This window comes from Mycobacterium pinniadriaticum (assembly GCF_026242045.1).
GTDB lineage: Bacteria > Actinomycetota > Actinomycetes > Mycobacteriales > Mycobacteriaceae > Mycobacterium > Mycobacterium pinniadriaticum.
The window spans coordinates 1-15,295 of the sequence record NZ_JAPJDO010000041.1 but is presented as its reverse complement, the minus strand read 5'-3'; the positions used below and the strand labels follow the sequence as shown (position 1 = coordinate 15,295).

Genomic DNA, 15,295 nt, shown 5'->3' with positions numbered 1-15,295 from the left:
GTCAGCGCCCCTGATCGGCTACATAGGGTACGGTCAACGGGTTTCCGACAGTGTAGGGGCTCGGCATCTGGTTGAGCGTCCGGCCCCACTGCATCTCCAGTTCGGTGAGGTTGCCTTCCCACCGTGTTCCGGTGAAGAACCCCGTGTCGAGCCGACTCAGGGTGAGATCGAAAACAGCGGTGAGATTCGCGTAATCACCCCGGAAGAAGTTCCTGACGTTCTCTTTGACGAAAGGGAAGGTGGTCAGGAAGCTCAGCGATCGGACCATCGCGGGGCCGGCGTCGGCCAGCGCTTGCAACACGGGTCCGATGTCTTGGAGCTCCTTGGCCAGTTGTTCCTTGGTCTGGTTGACGGTATCTGCCGTCAGCGCGCTGAACTTTCCGAGCTCGTCGAGAGCGTTCACGAGGTTCTGGCGCTGATCGTTGAGCACCTCCAAGGCATGCGGGATGGTCTTGAGCGCCTTGTCCACTACCGGCTTCTGGTCGGCGATCTGGCTTGCCAGTTTGTTGACGCTGTCGGTGGCCTCGATGATGTCCTGGGTCTGATCCTTCACGTTGCCGATGAAGATGTTGAGCTGCTCGATCAAGCTTCTCAAATCGCCTTCACGCCCGGCGAAACCGGTACTCAAGGCCTGGGTGATGTCTTGGATCTGACCCACTCCGCCCCCGTTGAGTAGCAGCGACAGGCTCGCCAGGGTCTGTTCGGTAGTCGGATAGGCCCGGCTGGCCGTGAGCGGAATCAGCGATCCGTTGTGCAGCTTTCCCTGTGGCGAAACTCCTTTGGGAGATGCGAGTTCGACGTGCAATGACCCCAGGAGGCTGGTCTGGCCGATCGTCGCGGTCGCGTTGGCTGGGAGGGCGACATTGCCGTCGAGGGTCATGGTGACCAGCGCGTGCCAGCCCTGACGTTCGATCTTGGTGACCGTCCCGACGTTCACATCGCCGACTCGGACACGGGAGTTCTGTTGGATATTTCCGACGTCGGGCAACTGGGCCTGAACGACGAAGGACCCTGGACCACCACCTGCGGTGCCGGGCAGCGACATCGAGTTCGCCCCCTGCCATTCGCATCCGGTGATGCAGGTGGCGAGTACTCCGACCAGGGTCCCCATGGCCGCGATACTTCGCACCGTCACGGGCTACCTCCTGGTGGCATCAACATGTCTTGCAGGTTGCTTGCCCCGCTCACCGGCGCTGCCGGAGTCTCGGCGGGAAGCGGATCACCTCCCAGTGCGGGTGTATCACCGCCGGGAGCCGCACCAGTGACCGGCGCCTGACCGGGCGGCGGAATGTAGTCCGGACGCAGCCAGTCTTCGCTGTACGTGATTTCATTCGGACGCGCCATGGCTCCAACGACGGGATTGACGCCGAGCGGCGGGAAGTTGTACTGCCGGTTCTTCACGATGGGGGCCAGGTATTGGACACAGAGTTTGGCCGCCTGTTCGGCCCCCAATCGCGATGCCGCCTGGATTGCCCCGCAAATGAACTGAATCGGATTGGAGAAATAGTTCAGGGTGAACGCACCGGCGAAGCCACCGACGGCGGGCGGATAGATGTTGACGAAGTTCGATAGTTGCGTCGGCGCAACGTGCAGAATCTGTTTGATGTCGTCGGCGCTTTCATGAAGCATTGTGCTGATCGAGGCGAGCTTGTCAGACGCGATCCCAATCGGCTCGCGGTTCTCGGCGGTGAAGGCCACCACGTCGGCGATCGCGGCGTTCACATCTGCCAGCGCCCGACCGATCTCATCGGGCTGGTTGGCCAACAGCGCGGTGGTGCCCGCGAGATTCCGGTTAAGTTGGCGCATCACGTCCCGGCTGTCCTGCAGCGCGGACACGACGAGCGAGAGGTTGTTGATCGCACCGAACGCATCGCCGCTGTGGTCCCCCAGCACCGAAATAGCCTGTGAGAGCTTGACAATAGTGTCATGAATGTCGGCGCCCTGACCGCGCAGGTTATCGGCGGCGGTGTTGACGAAGGCGCCCAGAGTGCTGACACCACCGGGTTCAGTGGGTTGCAGTGTGTCGACCAGCTTGCTCAATTGCGTCCGCAGATCGTCCCATTCCACCGGCACCGCGGTGCGCTGCATCGGGATAACGGCATCGTTCTTCATGACGGGACCGTGTTCATACGCGGGCAGCAGCTGGATCGCTCGCGCCGAGACCAGCGATGGAGACAGGATCACCGCGTCGGCATCAGCGGGAACCCTATAGTTGCCGTCAACCCAGAACGTGATCTTCACCTGTTCGGGCTGAGCCTCGATGCTGTCGATCTCACCTACCCGGACACCGAGTATCCGGACGTCGTCACCGACGAAAATGCCGGTGCTGTTGGCGAAGTAGGCCGTGATATGTGTTCTGGTCACTGATTCGCCGGCACGAACGGCTATCACGATTCCACCGATCAGCACCGCCACCAGCAGTACGGCCAGACTCACCACGAGCTTGCCGCGAGTCATCGGCCACCTCCCGCTGCGGGTTGATCACTGGGTCGGTCGGCAGGCACCTCGTCAGGGGCGGGCACGAGGATGTCGGGATGGGGTGGGGGCGGTTGCAGATCGGCAGGCGGACCGGGTGGCGGCCCGCCGGGCGCTGGAGCCGGCAGCGGTTCGCGGTAGGGATACCGCGAATCACCGGGATTGCCGGTGATGGCGTCGGGCAGCGTCGTGCTCGGTGTCCCGCCCTGCCCGGTACGCGGGAACGGCACAGGCAGCGCCGGCGTCGCGGGCTGGCCGGTCCCCGGGTCGGTCACCTGCGAGGGCAACAGGACATTCGGGTCGAGGCCGAGGTCGGAAAACGCGGCGTCGATGAACGGCTGCATGAACTGGCCTGGCGTCACATTGGCGATGAAGCCTTTGAAGAACGGGCCCGAGGCAAGTGCTTCACCCAACGACATCGAGTAGGCATTGAGCCGCCTGATCGACTCCTGCAGCTTTGCCTTGCGGTTGTCGACAATCGTCAAGACCCCGTTGAGTTTGTCCAATGCGGGTTTGAATTCTTTGCGGTTTTCGTCGACGAAGGCCTTCAGTTGATTGGCGAGGGCTGAGATGTTGCCCGAAATATGATCGAGCGCAGCACTCTGCGAACGCAATTGCCCCAGAAGATCGTTTGTATCGTTGATGAGATTGACAATCTGGTCGCTGCGCTCGGCGAGTACCCCGGACACCTTACCGACGTTGGCAAGCAGTGATCTCAGCTGCTGATCACGCTCGTCGAGCGTTTCGGAGAATCGGGACACCCCCTCCAATGCCAACCGAAGTTCGGGTGGTGTGTCGGAGAAGGTCTGGGCGAGCGTGGCCAACGACTGGGACAGCTCCTTGGTGTCAAGTCCGCTGATCGTCGCGGACAGGTCGCCGAGAGCATCGGCCAGCTGATAGGGAGATGTGGTCCGCTCCATCGGGATGGCACCGGCGAGCCGACCCTGGCCGCGCGGACTCACTTCGATGTACTTGGCGCCCAACAGAGTCTTCGTCTTGATCGCGGCCTCGGTCCGGTCGCCGAGCTGAACTCCGCTGTCCACGTTGAACTTCACGTACACGCGTGAGCCATCCAGGCCGATGCTTTCCACCTGCCCGACCCGCACTCCGGCCACCTCCACCGGAGCATCCGGGCGCAAACCTGCGGCATCGGCGAAGTACGCGGAGTAATCCCTGTTTCCGTCGATAAACGGAAGCTTGTCGAAGTTCAGCGCCCCGAGCAGTATTGCGCCGGTTATCCCGGAGCCGACGAGGCCGACGATCAGCGGATTGCGTTCACTCATGGGCCTCATCGCGGCGTGCACCTACCCGAGGGCTGCGAGGCAATTTTCACGTAAATCGGCTGGCCACCTTTACCGTTCAGTTTGAACACAAGCTCGCATACGTAGAAGGCGAACCAGTCACCGTAAAGCCCCTGCCGGCCAAGCGCTTTATAGGCGTCGGGAAGGGTGTTGATCAGATTGTCGACGTACTCATGATCGTTGAGAATGATCGTCGACGTGCGATCCGTTTCGTGTATGACCTTCTGCACCGCGGGTCGCGAGCGGGCGAGCAGGTCGCTGACAGAGGCCGCCGCGGCGTTGGCATAGGCTACCGAGTTGCTGATGTCGTCCTTGCGGTCGGCGAGGGCGTCGGTCAGGGAGGCAATTCTGTCGATGGCCTTTCCGAACTCCTCATTGCTGTCGCCCAGCGATGTGAATACGGTGTTCAAGTTGGTGACGACATCCTTGATGAGTTGATCCCGGTCGGCCAACGTGTTGGTGAGGCCCGAAGTCTGCGCCAGCAGGGAGCCGATTGTCTCGCCCTGACCTTGGAACGCCTGAATCAGCTGTGCGGAAAGCGCATTGACCTGATCGGGATCCAGGGCGCGGAACAGCGGCCGGAAGCCACCGATCAACGTGTCGAGATCCAACGCAGGTGACGTCCGCGCGAGCGGGATGAGGGCACCGGGTTTCAGTGGCGAGCCGCCCTGACGTCCTTGCTCGAGCGCGAGATATCGATCGCCGTAGAGATTGTCGTACCTGATCACCGCTCGGCTGTCGTCGGTGAGCGGTACCGCAACGTCGATGCCGAAGGTGACCGCCACCGTCGCGTCGGCGTTGATCACCAGCTTCTTGACCTTGCCGACCTCCACGCCGGCGATCCGGACGAAATCGCCACTCTTGAGACCGCCGACGTTGGTGAACTGGGCGGTGAATGTGTGTTGCGGTTCGAAACGCAACTGCCCGAAGATCGCGATCAGTAGGAATAGGCCCAGCAGGCACACCGTGACGAAGGCACCGACGCGCCAAAGCGTTCCCGTGAGACGGTCTTTCATCTTGGTCCCTGTTCTGTGTGTGCGTGCGTCGCGCACGGGTCAACCGTCACGGCCGGGGCCCCGGTTCGGCCGGCGGCGCCGGGGGTAGTGGTGTGGGCTGCAGCTGAGCTGGGAAGGGCGTGCTGAACGGCTCCGACCCTGGCGCGGGTCCGGGTTCGCGCGGCGCCCCCGGCGGGGGCGCCGGAGGCAACCCGGGATAGAGCGGAGACCCGTCGGGTGCGTATAGCTGTGCGCCGTAGGGTGGGGCACCCGGATACGGGATCGGCCCCGGCGCCGGTGGCCCGATGTTGCGAAGGCTCGGCGGCTCAGGTACCGCACGGGTGACCGGGAAGTAGTTGGTCCACCCGGGGAAGCCGATGCCCGGATTGACCCGAATATCGTTGCCAGTTCCCCAACCCGTATTGGTCACCAACTGACGAACCGGGAACTGTTTGGTCACATCCGGCAGCGATCCGCAACCCGGTTTGCCGCCTGGTCCGCCTTTGGCGCCCACGATCGGCAGGTTGTCCGGGAAGCGGTAAGGGTCTTGCCCCCACGTCAGCGTCGCGTCGAGGACGATCGAATACCCGTTCCCGCCTTCGGCTTTGGCCCCGCCATTGTCGATGAACCACTTGGCCCCGACAAGCAGGCAGGTGAGGCTTGCGTGGTACTTCATCAGCAGCTCGGTCGTCGGCTCGAGCGCATTCACGTCGTGGACCAGATTGTCCTTGCTCGAGCCGACCAGAGTGGTACCGGCTCGCGCCAGCCCGGTCACGTTGACCAACAAGGAGTCTAATGCGCTCGCCTGGTCGGTCAGCGTCGCCGCGGTTGTGTTGAACGAGTCGACCGCAGCCAGGATGTCGCTGGCGGCAGCTCCGTAGGCGTCACTGAATCGCTTCAGCGACCGCCAGTCGGCGCGTACCGTCTCGCTGCGCGAATTCAGCTCCAACAGCACGTCGTTGGCCGCACTGGTCGCCTCTCCGATGGCCGGTCCCTGGCCCCGAAACCCCTCACCCAGTGCCGACAGGATCGCGTTGAGTTTGGCGGGATCGACCCTGTCAAGCAGCGTGACAAGGTTATCGAAGACGGTGTTGACCTCAGTCGTCACATTGCGTGACTGCAACACTTGTCCGGCCCGGAGGCGTTGTGGCGTCGGGTGTTCGGGGTAGACCAAGTCGACGAACTTGGCGCCGAACACGGTCGTGGAGTCGATCTTGGCCCCAACGTTGGCCGGGATGTCCTTGATGTATTCGGGGTCAATCTTCAAATTGAGAGCGGTCGCGCCACCGCCGCTACTGGTGACACCCGCAACCCTGCCGACCTCCAGTCCGCGCATCTTGACCCTCGCTCCGGGCTCCATGACCAGGCCCGATCGATCCGAGGTCAAGGTGACCGGAACCGACGGCGAGAACCAGCCGTTGAAGCTCGCCGCGGTCAGCACCCCGATGAGAACTATGGCGATGACCAGCCCTGCCGTCCACCAGGCTGGGTGGACGCGCGGTTCGTCGTGGCGGGACATCAGCGGCTAACCGGAGAGGTTGAAGTTGCCGGTCTGCCCGTAAACGGCCAGCGAGATGACCAGGGTCACGAATACAACGACGATCAACGATGCGCGTACCGCCCGGCCGACGGCCTCCCCCACGCCGGCAGGGCCACCCGAGGCGGTATACCCGTAGTAGGTATGGATCACCATGACCGTCAGGGCCATCGCCATGGCTTGCACGAACGACCACAACAGATCGACCGGGTTGAGGAATGTATTGAAGTAGTGGTCATAGACGCCGGTTGACTGACCGTAGACAGCGGTGGTGCCCACCCGCGCCGCGATGAAGGACATCAGCACGGCTACGCAGTAGAGCGGAATCACGACGACGAGTCCGGCCAGCACTCGGGTGGAGGCCAGATATGCCACGGAACGCACTCCCATCACTTCCAGCGCGTCGATCTCCTCCGAGATGCGCATGGCTCCGAGCTGAGCGGTGGCGCCCGCGCCGATGGTCGCCGCGAGCCCGATACCCGTGACCAATGGCGCGATGATGCGAACATTGATGTAGGCCGAGGCGAAGCCGGTGAGCGCTTCAACGCCCACGCCGGCGAGCTGGTTATAGCCCTGTACGGCAATGATTGCGCCGGCCGACATCGTCAGGAAGGCAACGATGACGACGGTACCGCCGACAACCGCCAAGGCTCCGGTGCCCAAACTCATTTGAGCGATCTGGGTAGCGACCTCGGTGCGGTAATGGACCGTGGCGTCGCCGATGGACCGAAGGGTCTTGCCGTAAAACTGAGTTTGGACACCGACGCGGTTCCAGCCGTCGGTGAGGCCGCCAACGGCTCTGCGAAATCGGGGTGCACGCGTGCTTGGGATGCTCCGAGTCTGAATCACATCGTCGCCTTCACACCGATGGCGGTGATGACCACGTTGATCACGAAAAGGGCCATGAAGGAGAAAACCACTGTCTCGTTGACGGCCGTGCCGACGCCGGCCGGGCCGCCGCCGACGGAAATGCCTTTGTAACAACCGATCAGAGCAGCAACCAGGCCGAACATCGCGGCCTTGGCGAGCGAGATCAGGATCTCCGGCATACCGGTGAAGAGGGTCATGCTGGCGACGAAGGCACCAGGAGTGACGTGCTGAACGAACACCGAGAAGAAGAATCCGCCGACGATTCCGACCACAGAGACAACGGAATTCAGTAGCAAGGCGACAACGACGGTCGCAAGCACACGGGGAACCACCAGTGCCTGGATAGGATTGATCCCCATCACCCGCATCGCGTCGAGTTCTTCACGGATGGTGCGGGAGCCCAGGTCCGCACACATCGCGGTCGCGGCCGCCCCGGCCACGACAAGCACCGTCACCAGCGGTCCGATTTGGGTGACCGCGCCGAATGCGGCACCCGCTCCGGAAAAGTCCGCCGCACCGAATTCGATCAACAGAATGTTGAAGATGAAGACCGAGAGCACCGTGAAAGGGATCGACAGCATGATCGTCGGGAAGATCGATACGCGTGCCACGAACCACATCTGATAGATGAACTCACGCCAAGCGTACGGCGGCTGTGGTGCCAGTACGACCGTGTCAACCGCTGTGGCAAAGAAGCCGCCGACGGCACGCATCGGCTTCGCAACCGCGTCGACAGTGGGCACCGCCCGCCTCCTTTGGCTTGAGCAACGACATCCGGGCGCCACACACAGATGCCGGCGCTGCGGCGCCTCGTGCTGCCAAGCATCATCGCCTTACACCCACGGCGCACTGCAATCGAGCACATTTCAGATAGTGCGTATAGGCACGTCAGTCCCGATCTTGGCGCGATTCAGCGGCCGAGGACGTGGCCCGTTCTACTATCTGAAACATCGAGCTTTGACGATCCACCCGCTCACCGGGTAATGAATTCGAGTACATAACTAGCTAACACTCAGGTGAGACCTTCCGCGATATGCAAGTCAGACGAGCGTTGCACTGCACGCCCCCGCCGGCGAACCGTGCCGCCAGCCGGAACGACCCTCGATCGGACCGCGACCGGACTCCGTCGAGCACCTCATCATGAGTGTCATTCAGGTCGGGAACATCGACATCGTCGACGAAGATGTCGATGGGGGTGCCCGTGACGGCGAAGCCACGTCCGGGCAGTCGGTATCCGTGGCGATTCGCCCACCAACCACGACGGGGCGGCGCCGGCGTCGCGACGAACTCGCCTTCGGATTGATTGTCGTCACACTGCTCAGTGCGTTGATTGCCTGGCTGGGCATCCGCGCCCATGCCGCCGAGGACCTGCGGCAGGCCCGCGCACAATTCCTGGAAGCCGGCCGACAGAGCGCAATCATGCTGACCACCGTGAAGCACGACGATGTCGACGCGGACACCAAGAGGATCATCGATTCATCCACTGGAGCATTTCTGGCCGACTTCCGGAATCGATCCCAGAACTTTGTCGACACAGTCAGGCGCACGCAGTCCAACACCGAAGGAACCGTCGCGGAGGCTGGACTCGAGTCCGTACGCACCGACGGGGCTGACGTACTCGTGGCTGTCTCGGTGAAAACCTCGTTGGCTGGCATCGATTCGCCGGCCCGGCTGTGGCGGATGCGAATCGCTGTCCAACGGACCGGTGATGAGATCAAGCTGTCCAATGTCGAATTCATCGCGTAATCGGCTCCGCCTCCCGCGGGCATGGCCGAGGCGCAGAACCCCGACACGATGTGTCCTGGACCTGGCGGCCGCGGAGTCGAATGGAGTCGATTCGACGACGACATCACCGACGGGTAATGGGCCGCGACAAACAAACCCGAGGTCGCCGGCTTCCGTGGTCTTCACGATTGTCCGCGTCGCATTGCCCGCACTAGCAATGATTCTGACGCTCGGCGCAGCTTGGCTGCGATGGAGCTGGGTCACCGACGACGAAATAACCTCTGCCGGTGTCGAATCGGTTCGCGTTGCATCCCAAGTCACCGTCTCACTCCTGTCTTACAATCCCGCGACGGTGGACACCGACCTGCGTGCCACCGAGATGCAGCTCACCGGCGCGTTTCGTGAGGCGTACTCAACGTTGGCCGAAGATGTGGTGATCCCCGGCGCCCGGCAGAAGCAAATCTTCTCGACTGCGACGGTGGCGGCCGCCTCGCTGGTGTCTGCCAACCAGAATCACTCGGTGGTGTTGGTTTTCGTCGATCAAACCACCAGGTTCGGCAGCGATGCCCCGACCGAATCGACTTCCAGTGTCCGCGTGACGTTGGACAAGATAGCTGGCCGTTGGCTGATCTCAGACTTCACACCTATCCGATGACCAGCGGGAATGATTCTGCATGAACACTTTTCACACGCGCCGACGGCACAAGCATGTTTCCGTGGAACGATTCCCGACGATGGCGGCAGCGCTACTCGGCGCTACAGCCATCCTGCTCGGTGCTCCGACCGCCCGCGCGGACAACATCAGCCTCAACAAGAGCGTTGTGAAAATGGTCCACGCCCTCCAGTACCAAGCAGGATGCCGCACAAGTCTCAAAGTCAATCCTCGCCTGCAACTGGCGGCTCAGTGGCACACGATCGACGTTCTCAACAACCGCGCCCTCGACGGTGACGTCGGTTCGGATGGGTCATCGCCACAAGGCCGCTCCGCCGCAGCGGGTTTCCGCGGAAAGGTCGCCGAAACGGTTGCGATCAACCCTGCCCTTGCCATCAGCGGGATGGAACTGATCAACCGGTGGTACTACAACCCGGATTATCTGGCGATCATCCAAAACTGCGCCAACACCGAGATCGGTGTGTGGTCGGAGAACAGCTTGGACCGCACCGTGGTCGTGGCGGTGTACGGACAACCCGAGGCGCCCGGCACCGACTCCGGCGGCTGATGGCGTCGTAGGCCATTCCACAGGGCGCAGATCCGATTCTCCTCAAACCGAATTCGCTCAGCGTTGCCGTACGGACCGACGGTGCGGCTCAGTTCGTGATGGCATCCGCCAGAGCGTCAGTTGAATTCGCTATCACTCTGGATAGGTGCCGATGTCACACATTGGCGCGCTGATGCCGACGACACCTCTCAATAGGCGCCTGGTGCGGCATCGGTGAACGGGGCACAGGCGGATAAGGGTGTCGGCGATACCACCTTGGGTGGCCGACGCTTCGCCATCGGCCCCAGCTAGTCGGTGGTGTCAGCGACCAAATCTATACGGGCATAACCGATACCCGGCTATCGGCCCTTATCTCATTGACCGTCTGCAACCGCTGCGTTTATATCAGCAACGCCTGGTAGTTGTGACCGACGCAACACACCCCGATGGCACGGAATACCCAGCGAGGAGCGAGAACCATCATGACCAATTCTGCGCCGGCGCGCCCCACACGTCGATCGCTCACCGAAACGGGATGGGAGGAAGCCCATCCAGAGGCCACGACTGACATCGCGGACCCGGCCACCGGGGAGGCGTTCGTCCCCGCGGTCGCAGCGCCGGCCCACGGCGGGCCCGTCCCAGTTGCCAGTCGTCTGCACCACGCCGAGTCTTGGGTGAAATGGCTTCGTGTCGGGGCAGTTGCGTTCGGATTGGGGATGGCCCTGACGACCGGCGCCGGTATCGCTGTCGCCGACTCCTCGGACAGCGGCTCCGACTCGTCGAGCGGTTCATCGTCGGCGAGTACCCGCTCGGCAACATCGGCGCGACACACGGCCGCGACGGGCTCCGCCCGGTCGAAGACGAACTCCGTGGCCACCCATCAGAGAGGGCCGGTCGGCATAGTTCACACCCGTGGATCCAACCCACGTGCATCCGTGAGCGCTGCAACGACTTCGAGTTCATCGGAAGCGACTGCGCCAGCGTCCCGAACGTCCATCCAAGGGCTTGCAGCGACACCACGCGCGGTATCGGTGGGGGCGACACCGACAACACCGACGACACCGTCAGCTCCGTCGGCTCCGGTGGTCGGCGCGCTACTGGTCGCGACCCGCGACGTCTCCCGCCGAACGGCCAGCGTCACCCCTGCGCTCATTGCTCAGCACGTGACGGAGATGGTCAACTCTGCGTTCACTTACGGTGGCCGTTGCGGCTTGGTCTGTGATGGTGCCGATGGAAGCGAGGCGCATCCGAACGGCGTCAGCGGTGGCTGGCTGTCCGGCGCCGGTGGCGACGGTTGGTCCAGCACCGTAGCCGGTGTCGCCGGTGGCAATGGCGGCGCCGGTGGCCTGCTGTTCGGCACCGGTGGCGCTGGTGGATCGGGCGGTTCCGGTGCTGCGGGCGGCAGAGGCGGTGACGGCGGTCTGCTGGTGGGCGATGGCGGCGCTGGTGGTGACGGCGGCGCCGGCGTGAATGGCGCTGCAGGTGTAACCGGTGAGAACGACGGAAACGGCACGGAGGGATCCGACGGGGGCGCCGGGGGCGCCGGGGGTCGAGCCTTCGCGTTGTTCGGCCACGGTGGCGCCGGTGGTGACGGCGGCGCCGGCGGTGACGGCGGCGCCGGCGCTGTCGGAACCGATGCGGCCGAGCTCAGCAATCAGGATGGCAGCCCTGGCGGCATCGGCGGTGACGGCGGTGACGGCGGCGCCGGCGGCGCGGGCGGAGAATCGTTCGGATTGTTGGGGCACGGCGGCGACGGTGGTGCCGGAGGTACCTCGGGCGCCGGAGGTGCTGGCGGTTATGGCGGTACCGGCGGCGCGACCGTCGTCACCCTGGAAAGCGGAGAACTCACCGATAGCGCTGCCGACGGCGGAAGCGGCGGTGGCGGTGGCGCGGCCGGTCAGGCCGGCGTCGGTGGTCACGGGGGCTTCGGTTTGATAGCCCGGGGAGCCGACGGCTCCAGTGGCACCGCTGGCGCAGCCGGCGTGGTCGGCGGCGACGGTGGCGCGGGCGGACTCAGCGGTCGACTCCCGTACTTCGATCCCTACACCGGGACCGTGGCGCAGCTCGACCTCGATGCCTTGATGAAGGCACTCGCCATCCCGACACAGGCCGCCACGGGAATTCAGCTCCTCGATGCGCAGGGAGAGCTCATCGGGCCGCTCAACGCTTACCTGTTCAACCCGGTGACCGGCCAGGCGCTCTTCAATGTCGGCAACACGTTCTCCTCGTCGTCCCTGAACGCCCGAGTCCGAGAAATCATCATTCTCTCGACAGGCGGGCAGTGGGGCTCCGGCTATGAGCTCTACGCGCACGAGTTGGTCGCGGCCCTCTACGGAGTGCCCGCGGACGCGATCGAATCGTTGGCGAGCGGGCAAGCCCCAGTGGGACTGACCGGAAATGAGTTAGTCGCAGCGCAATTCGTGCAAGAACTCGTGTCGACCTATCACGTCAGTGATGCCCTGTACGACGAGGCAGTAGCAGCGTTCGGAGAGACCGGTGTTGTCGACATGGTCAATCTGGCGGGCGTGTACCTCGGCGTGTCGGCAACCCTGAACGCATTCCAGGCTCAGGGGCCGGAGCCCTCGGATCCGGCGGTCCCAGTCGCCCCGAACCCCCCGGTGGTGCCGGACGGCGGCGATCTGGGTGGGCGGCTGCCACTGCTCGATCTGGATACCGCAACCCCCGCACAGTTGGCGCTGGACGCCCAGATCAAAGCGGTTGCCGTTCCGACACAGGCGGTCACCGGGATCGAGCTCGTCAGCCCGGAGGGACAGCTCATCGGTCCGCTCAACGCCTACCTGTACAACCCGACGATCGGCGGGGCGCTGTTCAACGTCGGCAACACGTTCTCCTCGTCGTCCCTGAGCGCCCGCGTCCGCGAAATCGCGATCCTCGCGGTGGGCGGCGAGTGGGGATCTGAATACGAGCTCTACGCGCACGAGAAGGTGGCTGCGCTTTACGGCCTTCCCCAGGAGGCGATCGACTCGTTGGCGGCAGGCCAGGCACCGGTGGGGCTGAGCGGAAGTGAGTTGATCGCAGCTCAATTCGTGCAAGAACTCGTTTCGACCCACTACGTGAGCTCGGCAACTTATCATGCCGCCGAAGCGGCACTCGGACAGGCAGGTGTCGTCGACCTGGTCAATTTGGCCGGGGTGTACCTCGGCGCATCGGCGCTGCTGAACGCGTTCGAGGTGCCGGCTCCCGCGGAGGTACCGGCAGCTGTGACCGTGTAGCGATCACGCACCACCAACGGTTGCCCTCGTCTCGCCCGACCAGACGCGAGACGGGGGCACCTTCGGTGTACCCGGCTGTGCGGCGGCCACTATTGTTGCCGCGCAGCCAGATTCCGAGTGACAGGCCCAGCCGTCAGGTGTAACTGCGCATGAAAGCTTCGACACCGTCGACCAGCACCTGGTCCACCGCACCCCACTCACCGGTTTCCGTGGGATCCAAGGTGTCGAGCGCGAGCTGAAAGGTCAGCGCAACGAAATGCTGGGCCGCGCGGCGCGGGTTGCCGGTCTTTATTGCTCCTTCGTCAGCGAATGCCTCCATTCGGCCGACGAAGAGCTCGCGTGGCGCGTTGGGAACCGACCTCGGGTTTCGCCGCGACGGCGTGCATCGGGTCGTCAGATACCGATAGTCGGCATAGTCCGAAGACGGGAATGCTTCTGTTGCGACACGGCGCGTGAACGCCAGCAGCCCGGTCCGTAGATCACAGCCTGGGGCCAGTTCCGCGTCCAGCGCGGCCTGGATCGTGGTCGTGAGTTTCTCACTCACCCCGTCCAGCACAGCTGCGTAGATCAGCTCTTTGTCGCCGAAGTGGTCATAGACAGTCCTCTTGGACACTCCAGCACCAGCCGCAATGGCATCAACGCTGGTGAGTTCGTAGCCGCGCCGGACGAAGAGCTCCCTGGCGGCATCGAGAATGGCGAGCCGCTTCTGCGCAGAACGCCCTCGACGGCGTACCCCATCACCTGTCGTCATGCCACCCATCTTCGCCCGGATCGACCGATTTCACACTAAACTAATCGGTGTAGTGTAGTCTGCTGCAGTGGGCGATGTTGCTCCGGCTGCTGATGTGGCGCGTTCAGGCCTACCGGCCCGCACGACGCGTCTGCGGGTTGGCGCTACGCCCACTCTGCGACCCCTGCACGGCGCTCCCGTCAGGTGGCACAAGGAGGCGCCTGTGCTGAATCCCACGACCACCTTGACCGAATGCACTCGATCGACCGTAGAAGACCACGCTCGACGCGAGGCGCTGGCGGAGTTCCTTCGAACTCGCCGAGAATCCCTGCAACCCGAAGACATCGGCATCCCCCGGCGCGGTCGCCGGCGCGTCAAAGGGCTGCGACGGCACGAGGTCGCAGACGCCGCGGCCGTGAGCGTCACCTGGTACACCTGGCTCGAGCAGGGACGCGACATCCACGCCACCCCGCAAGTGATCGAAGCCCTGGCCCGAGCCCTGCAATTGGACAACAGCGAGCACAGCTACCTGTGTCGGTTGGCCGGGGTGCCCAAGGCCATTCAATTCAGTCGACCTCACGTCGATGACAGCCTCATCACCCTCGTGGACAGTCTGTCACCCCACCCCGCGCAACTCATGCTTCCGGCGACGGATCTCATCACCTGGAACCGCGCGTACGCCCGTCTGTTCGTGGATCCATCGACATTGGCTCCAGAAGACCGCAATGCACTGTGGATCCAGGTCATGTGTCCTGAGGTTCGGGACCGGCTGGTGGACTGGGAGGCTGAAACACAGTTGGCGACCGGGCGGTTTCGAGCCGAGGCCGCCAAGTACCCCGGCGATCCCCACTTCTCCCGCGTCGTCGACAAACTAACCAGCCAGAGCGGCTTGTTCGGTCGCATCTGGGACCGCCACGAGGTACAGGGCCTCGAGGACGATGTGAAGACAATCCAACACCCCGAAGTCGGAGTGGTCCGCCTCCGCCTGATCAAGCTGCGGCCGCTCGATCATCCTCAACTGCTGTTGATGGTGTACATGCTCGCCGACGACGAGTCCAGGGTGCGCATGGGTCAGCTTCTAGACCTCAGCTGATGGGTTTTGGCGCCGGGTCTGACTTCTGCGCGGCCGCGGCCTGCTGGTACAGGCGGCCGGCGCGGTAGGAGGACCGCACCAGTGGCCCGGACAGCACGCCGGCGAATCCGAGCCGTTCGGCATAGTTGGCCAGCTCG

General features: G+C 63.6%; 13 protein-coding genes and 2 pseudogenes. 6 read left to right on the top strand and 9 right to left on the bottom strand.

Translation table 11 applies throughout. From position 1 onward, the window contains the following. Position 1 precedes the first annotated feature (1 nt). From ORI27_RS27815 to ORI27_RS27785, 7 genes are read right to left on the bottom strand one after another with little or no spacing between them, the layout of a single operon-like run. On the bottom strand, positions 2-1,111 hold the full coding sequence (locus ORI27_RS27815; protein ID WP_266000386.1) for a virulence factor Mce family protein: 1,110 nt from the start codon (positions 1,109-1,111) through the stop codon (positions 2-4). A gap of 20 nt (positions 1,112-1,131) precedes the next feature. Continuing rightward, positions 1,132-2,457 (bottom strand): MCE family protein, encoded by a 1,326-nt coding sequence (locus tag ORI27_RS27810; protein ID WP_266000348.1) that lies wholly within the window; start codon positions 2,455-2,457, stop codon positions 1,132-1,134. Next, positions 2,454-3,767: an MCE family protein gene (locus ORI27_RS27805; protein WP_266000347.1), complete on the bottom strand. Its 1,314-nt coding sequence runs from the start codon at positions 3,765-3,767 to the stop codon at positions 2,454-2,456. The genes ORI27_RS27810 and ORI27_RS27805 overlap by 4 nt, the downstream gene beginning before the upstream one ends. Continuing rightward, a complete protein-coding gene (locus tag ORI27_RS27800) occupies positions 3,764-4,792 on the bottom strand; it encodes an MCE family protein (protein WP_266000385.1) in 1,029 nt (342 codons plus the stop codon). The genes ORI27_RS27805 and ORI27_RS27800 overlap by 4 nt, the downstream gene beginning before the upstream one ends. A 46-nt stretch (positions 4,793-4,838) precedes the next feature. Then, positions 4,839-6,290 carry an MCE family protein gene (locus ORI27_RS27795; protein WP_266000345.1) on the bottom strand — a complete coding sequence of 484 codons (1,452 nt, stop codon included), beginning with the start codon at positions 6,288-6,290 and terminating at the stop codon, positions 4,839-4,841. Between the two features lie 6 nt (positions 6,291-6,296). Beyond that, the gene (locus ORI27_RS27790) at positions 6,297-7,139 is read right to left on the bottom strand and encodes an ABC transporter permease (RefSeq protein WP_266000383.1); all 843 of its coding nucleotides are present in this window, start codon (positions 7,137-7,139) and stop codon (positions 6,297-6,299) included. A gap of 14 nt (positions 7,140-7,153) precedes the next feature. Further along, positions 7,154-7,891 carry an MlaE family ABC transporter permease gene (locus ORI27_RS27785; protein WP_266000382.1) on the bottom strand — a complete coding sequence of 246 codons (738 nt, stop codon included), beginning with the start codon at positions 7,889-7,891 and terminating at the stop codon, positions 7,154-7,156. Positions 7,892-8,318: 427 nt separating this feature from the next. Between ORI27_RS27785 and ORI27_RS27780 the strand changes: the two genes are divergently transcribed. The 5 genes and pseudogenes from ORI27_RS27780 (at position 8,319) to ORI27_RS27760 (ending at position 13,335) form a co-directional block, all read left to right on the top strand. Further along, positions 8,319-8,924 (top strand): mammalian cell entry protein, encoded by a 606-nt coding sequence (locus tag ORI27_RS27780; protein WP_266000344.1) that lies wholly within the window; start codon positions 8,319-8,321, stop codon positions 8,922-8,924. A 154-nt stretch (positions 8,925-9,078) separates the two neighbouring features. Further along, a complete protein-coding gene (locus tag ORI27_RS27775; protein WP_266000343.1) occupies positions 9,079-9,558 on the top strand; it encodes a hypothetical protein in 480 nt (159 codons plus the stop codon). Between the two features lie 61 nt (positions 9,559-9,619). Further along, positions 9,620-10,123: a CAP domain-containing protein gene (locus ORI27_RS27770; protein ID WP_407666452.1), complete on the top strand. Its 504-nt coding sequence runs from the start codon at positions 9,620-9,622 to the stop codon at positions 10,121-10,123. 425 nt (positions 10,124-10,548) lie between these two features. Then, positions 10,549-11,469, top strand: a pseudogene (locus tag ORI27_RS33225) (PGRS repeat-containing protein); the annotation flags it as partial. A 564-nt stretch (positions 11,470-12,033) separates the two neighbouring features. Further along, entirely contained in the window at positions 12,034-13,335 is a 1,302-nt protein-coding gene (locus tag ORI27_RS27760) for a carboxymuconolactone decarboxylase family protein (RefSeq protein WP_266074029.1), read from the top strand. Positions 13,336-13,468: 133 nt separating this feature from the next. Here ORI27_RS27760 and ORI27_RS27755 read toward each other — a convergent pair whose 3' ends face one another. After that, on the bottom strand, positions 13,469-14,086 hold the full coding sequence (locus ORI27_RS27755; RefSeq protein ID WP_266000339.1) for a TetR/AcrR family transcriptional regulator: 618 nt from the start codon (positions 14,084-14,086) through the stop codon (positions 13,469-13,471). Between the two features lie 202 nt (positions 14,087-14,288). Between ORI27_RS27755 and ORI27_RS27750 the strand changes: the two genes are divergently transcribed. Further along, on the top strand, positions 14,289-15,158 hold the full coding sequence (locus tag ORI27_RS27750) for a helix-turn-helix transcriptional regulator (protein WP_266000338.1): 870 nt from the start codon (positions 14,289-14,291) through the stop codon (positions 15,156-15,158). Here the strand turns inward: ORI27_RS27750 and ORI27_RS27745 are convergent. Next, positions 15,151-15,295, bottom strand: a pseudogene (locus ORI27_RS27745) (lipoyl synthase); the annotation flags it as partial. The gene ORI27_RS27750 and the pseudogene ORI27_RS27745 sit on opposite strands and share 8 nt — an antisense overlap.

Excerpts from the sequence above, each read along its gene's own strand:
- ORI27_RS27815 (WP_266000386.1), bottom strand. The coding sequence starts at position 1,111 with ATGGGGACCCTGGTCGGAGTACTCGCCACCTGCATCACCGGATGCGAA.
- ORI27_RS27780 (WP_266000344.1), top strand. The coding sequence starts at position 8,319 with ATGAGTGTCATTCAGGTCGGGAACATCGACATCGTCGACGAAGATGTC.
- ORI27_RS27805 (WP_266000347.1), bottom strand. The coding sequence starts at position 3,767 with ATGAGGCCCATGAGTGAACGCAATCCGCTGATCGTCGGCCTCGTCGGC.
- ORI27_RS27785 (WP_266000382.1), bottom strand. The coding sequence starts at position 7,891 with ATGCGTGCCGTCGGCGGCTTCTTTGCCACAGCGGTTGACACGGTCGTA.
- ORI27_RS27755 (WP_266000339.1), bottom strand. The coding sequence starts at position 14,086 with ATGACGACAGGTGATGGGGTACGCCGTCGAGGGCGTTCTGCGCAGAAG.
- ORI27_RS27795 (WP_266000345.1), bottom strand. The coding sequence starts at position 6,290 with ATGTCCCGCCACGACGAACCGCGCGTCCACCCAGCCTGGTGGACGGCA.
- ORI27_RS27810 (WP_266000348.1), bottom strand. The coding sequence starts at position 2,457 with ATGACTCGCGGCAAGCTCGTGGTGAGTCTGGCCGTACTGCTGGTGGCG.
- ORI27_RS27800 (WP_266000385.1), bottom strand. The coding sequence starts at position 4,792 with ATGAAAGACCGTCTCACGGGAACGCTTTGGCGCGTCGGTGCCTTCGTC.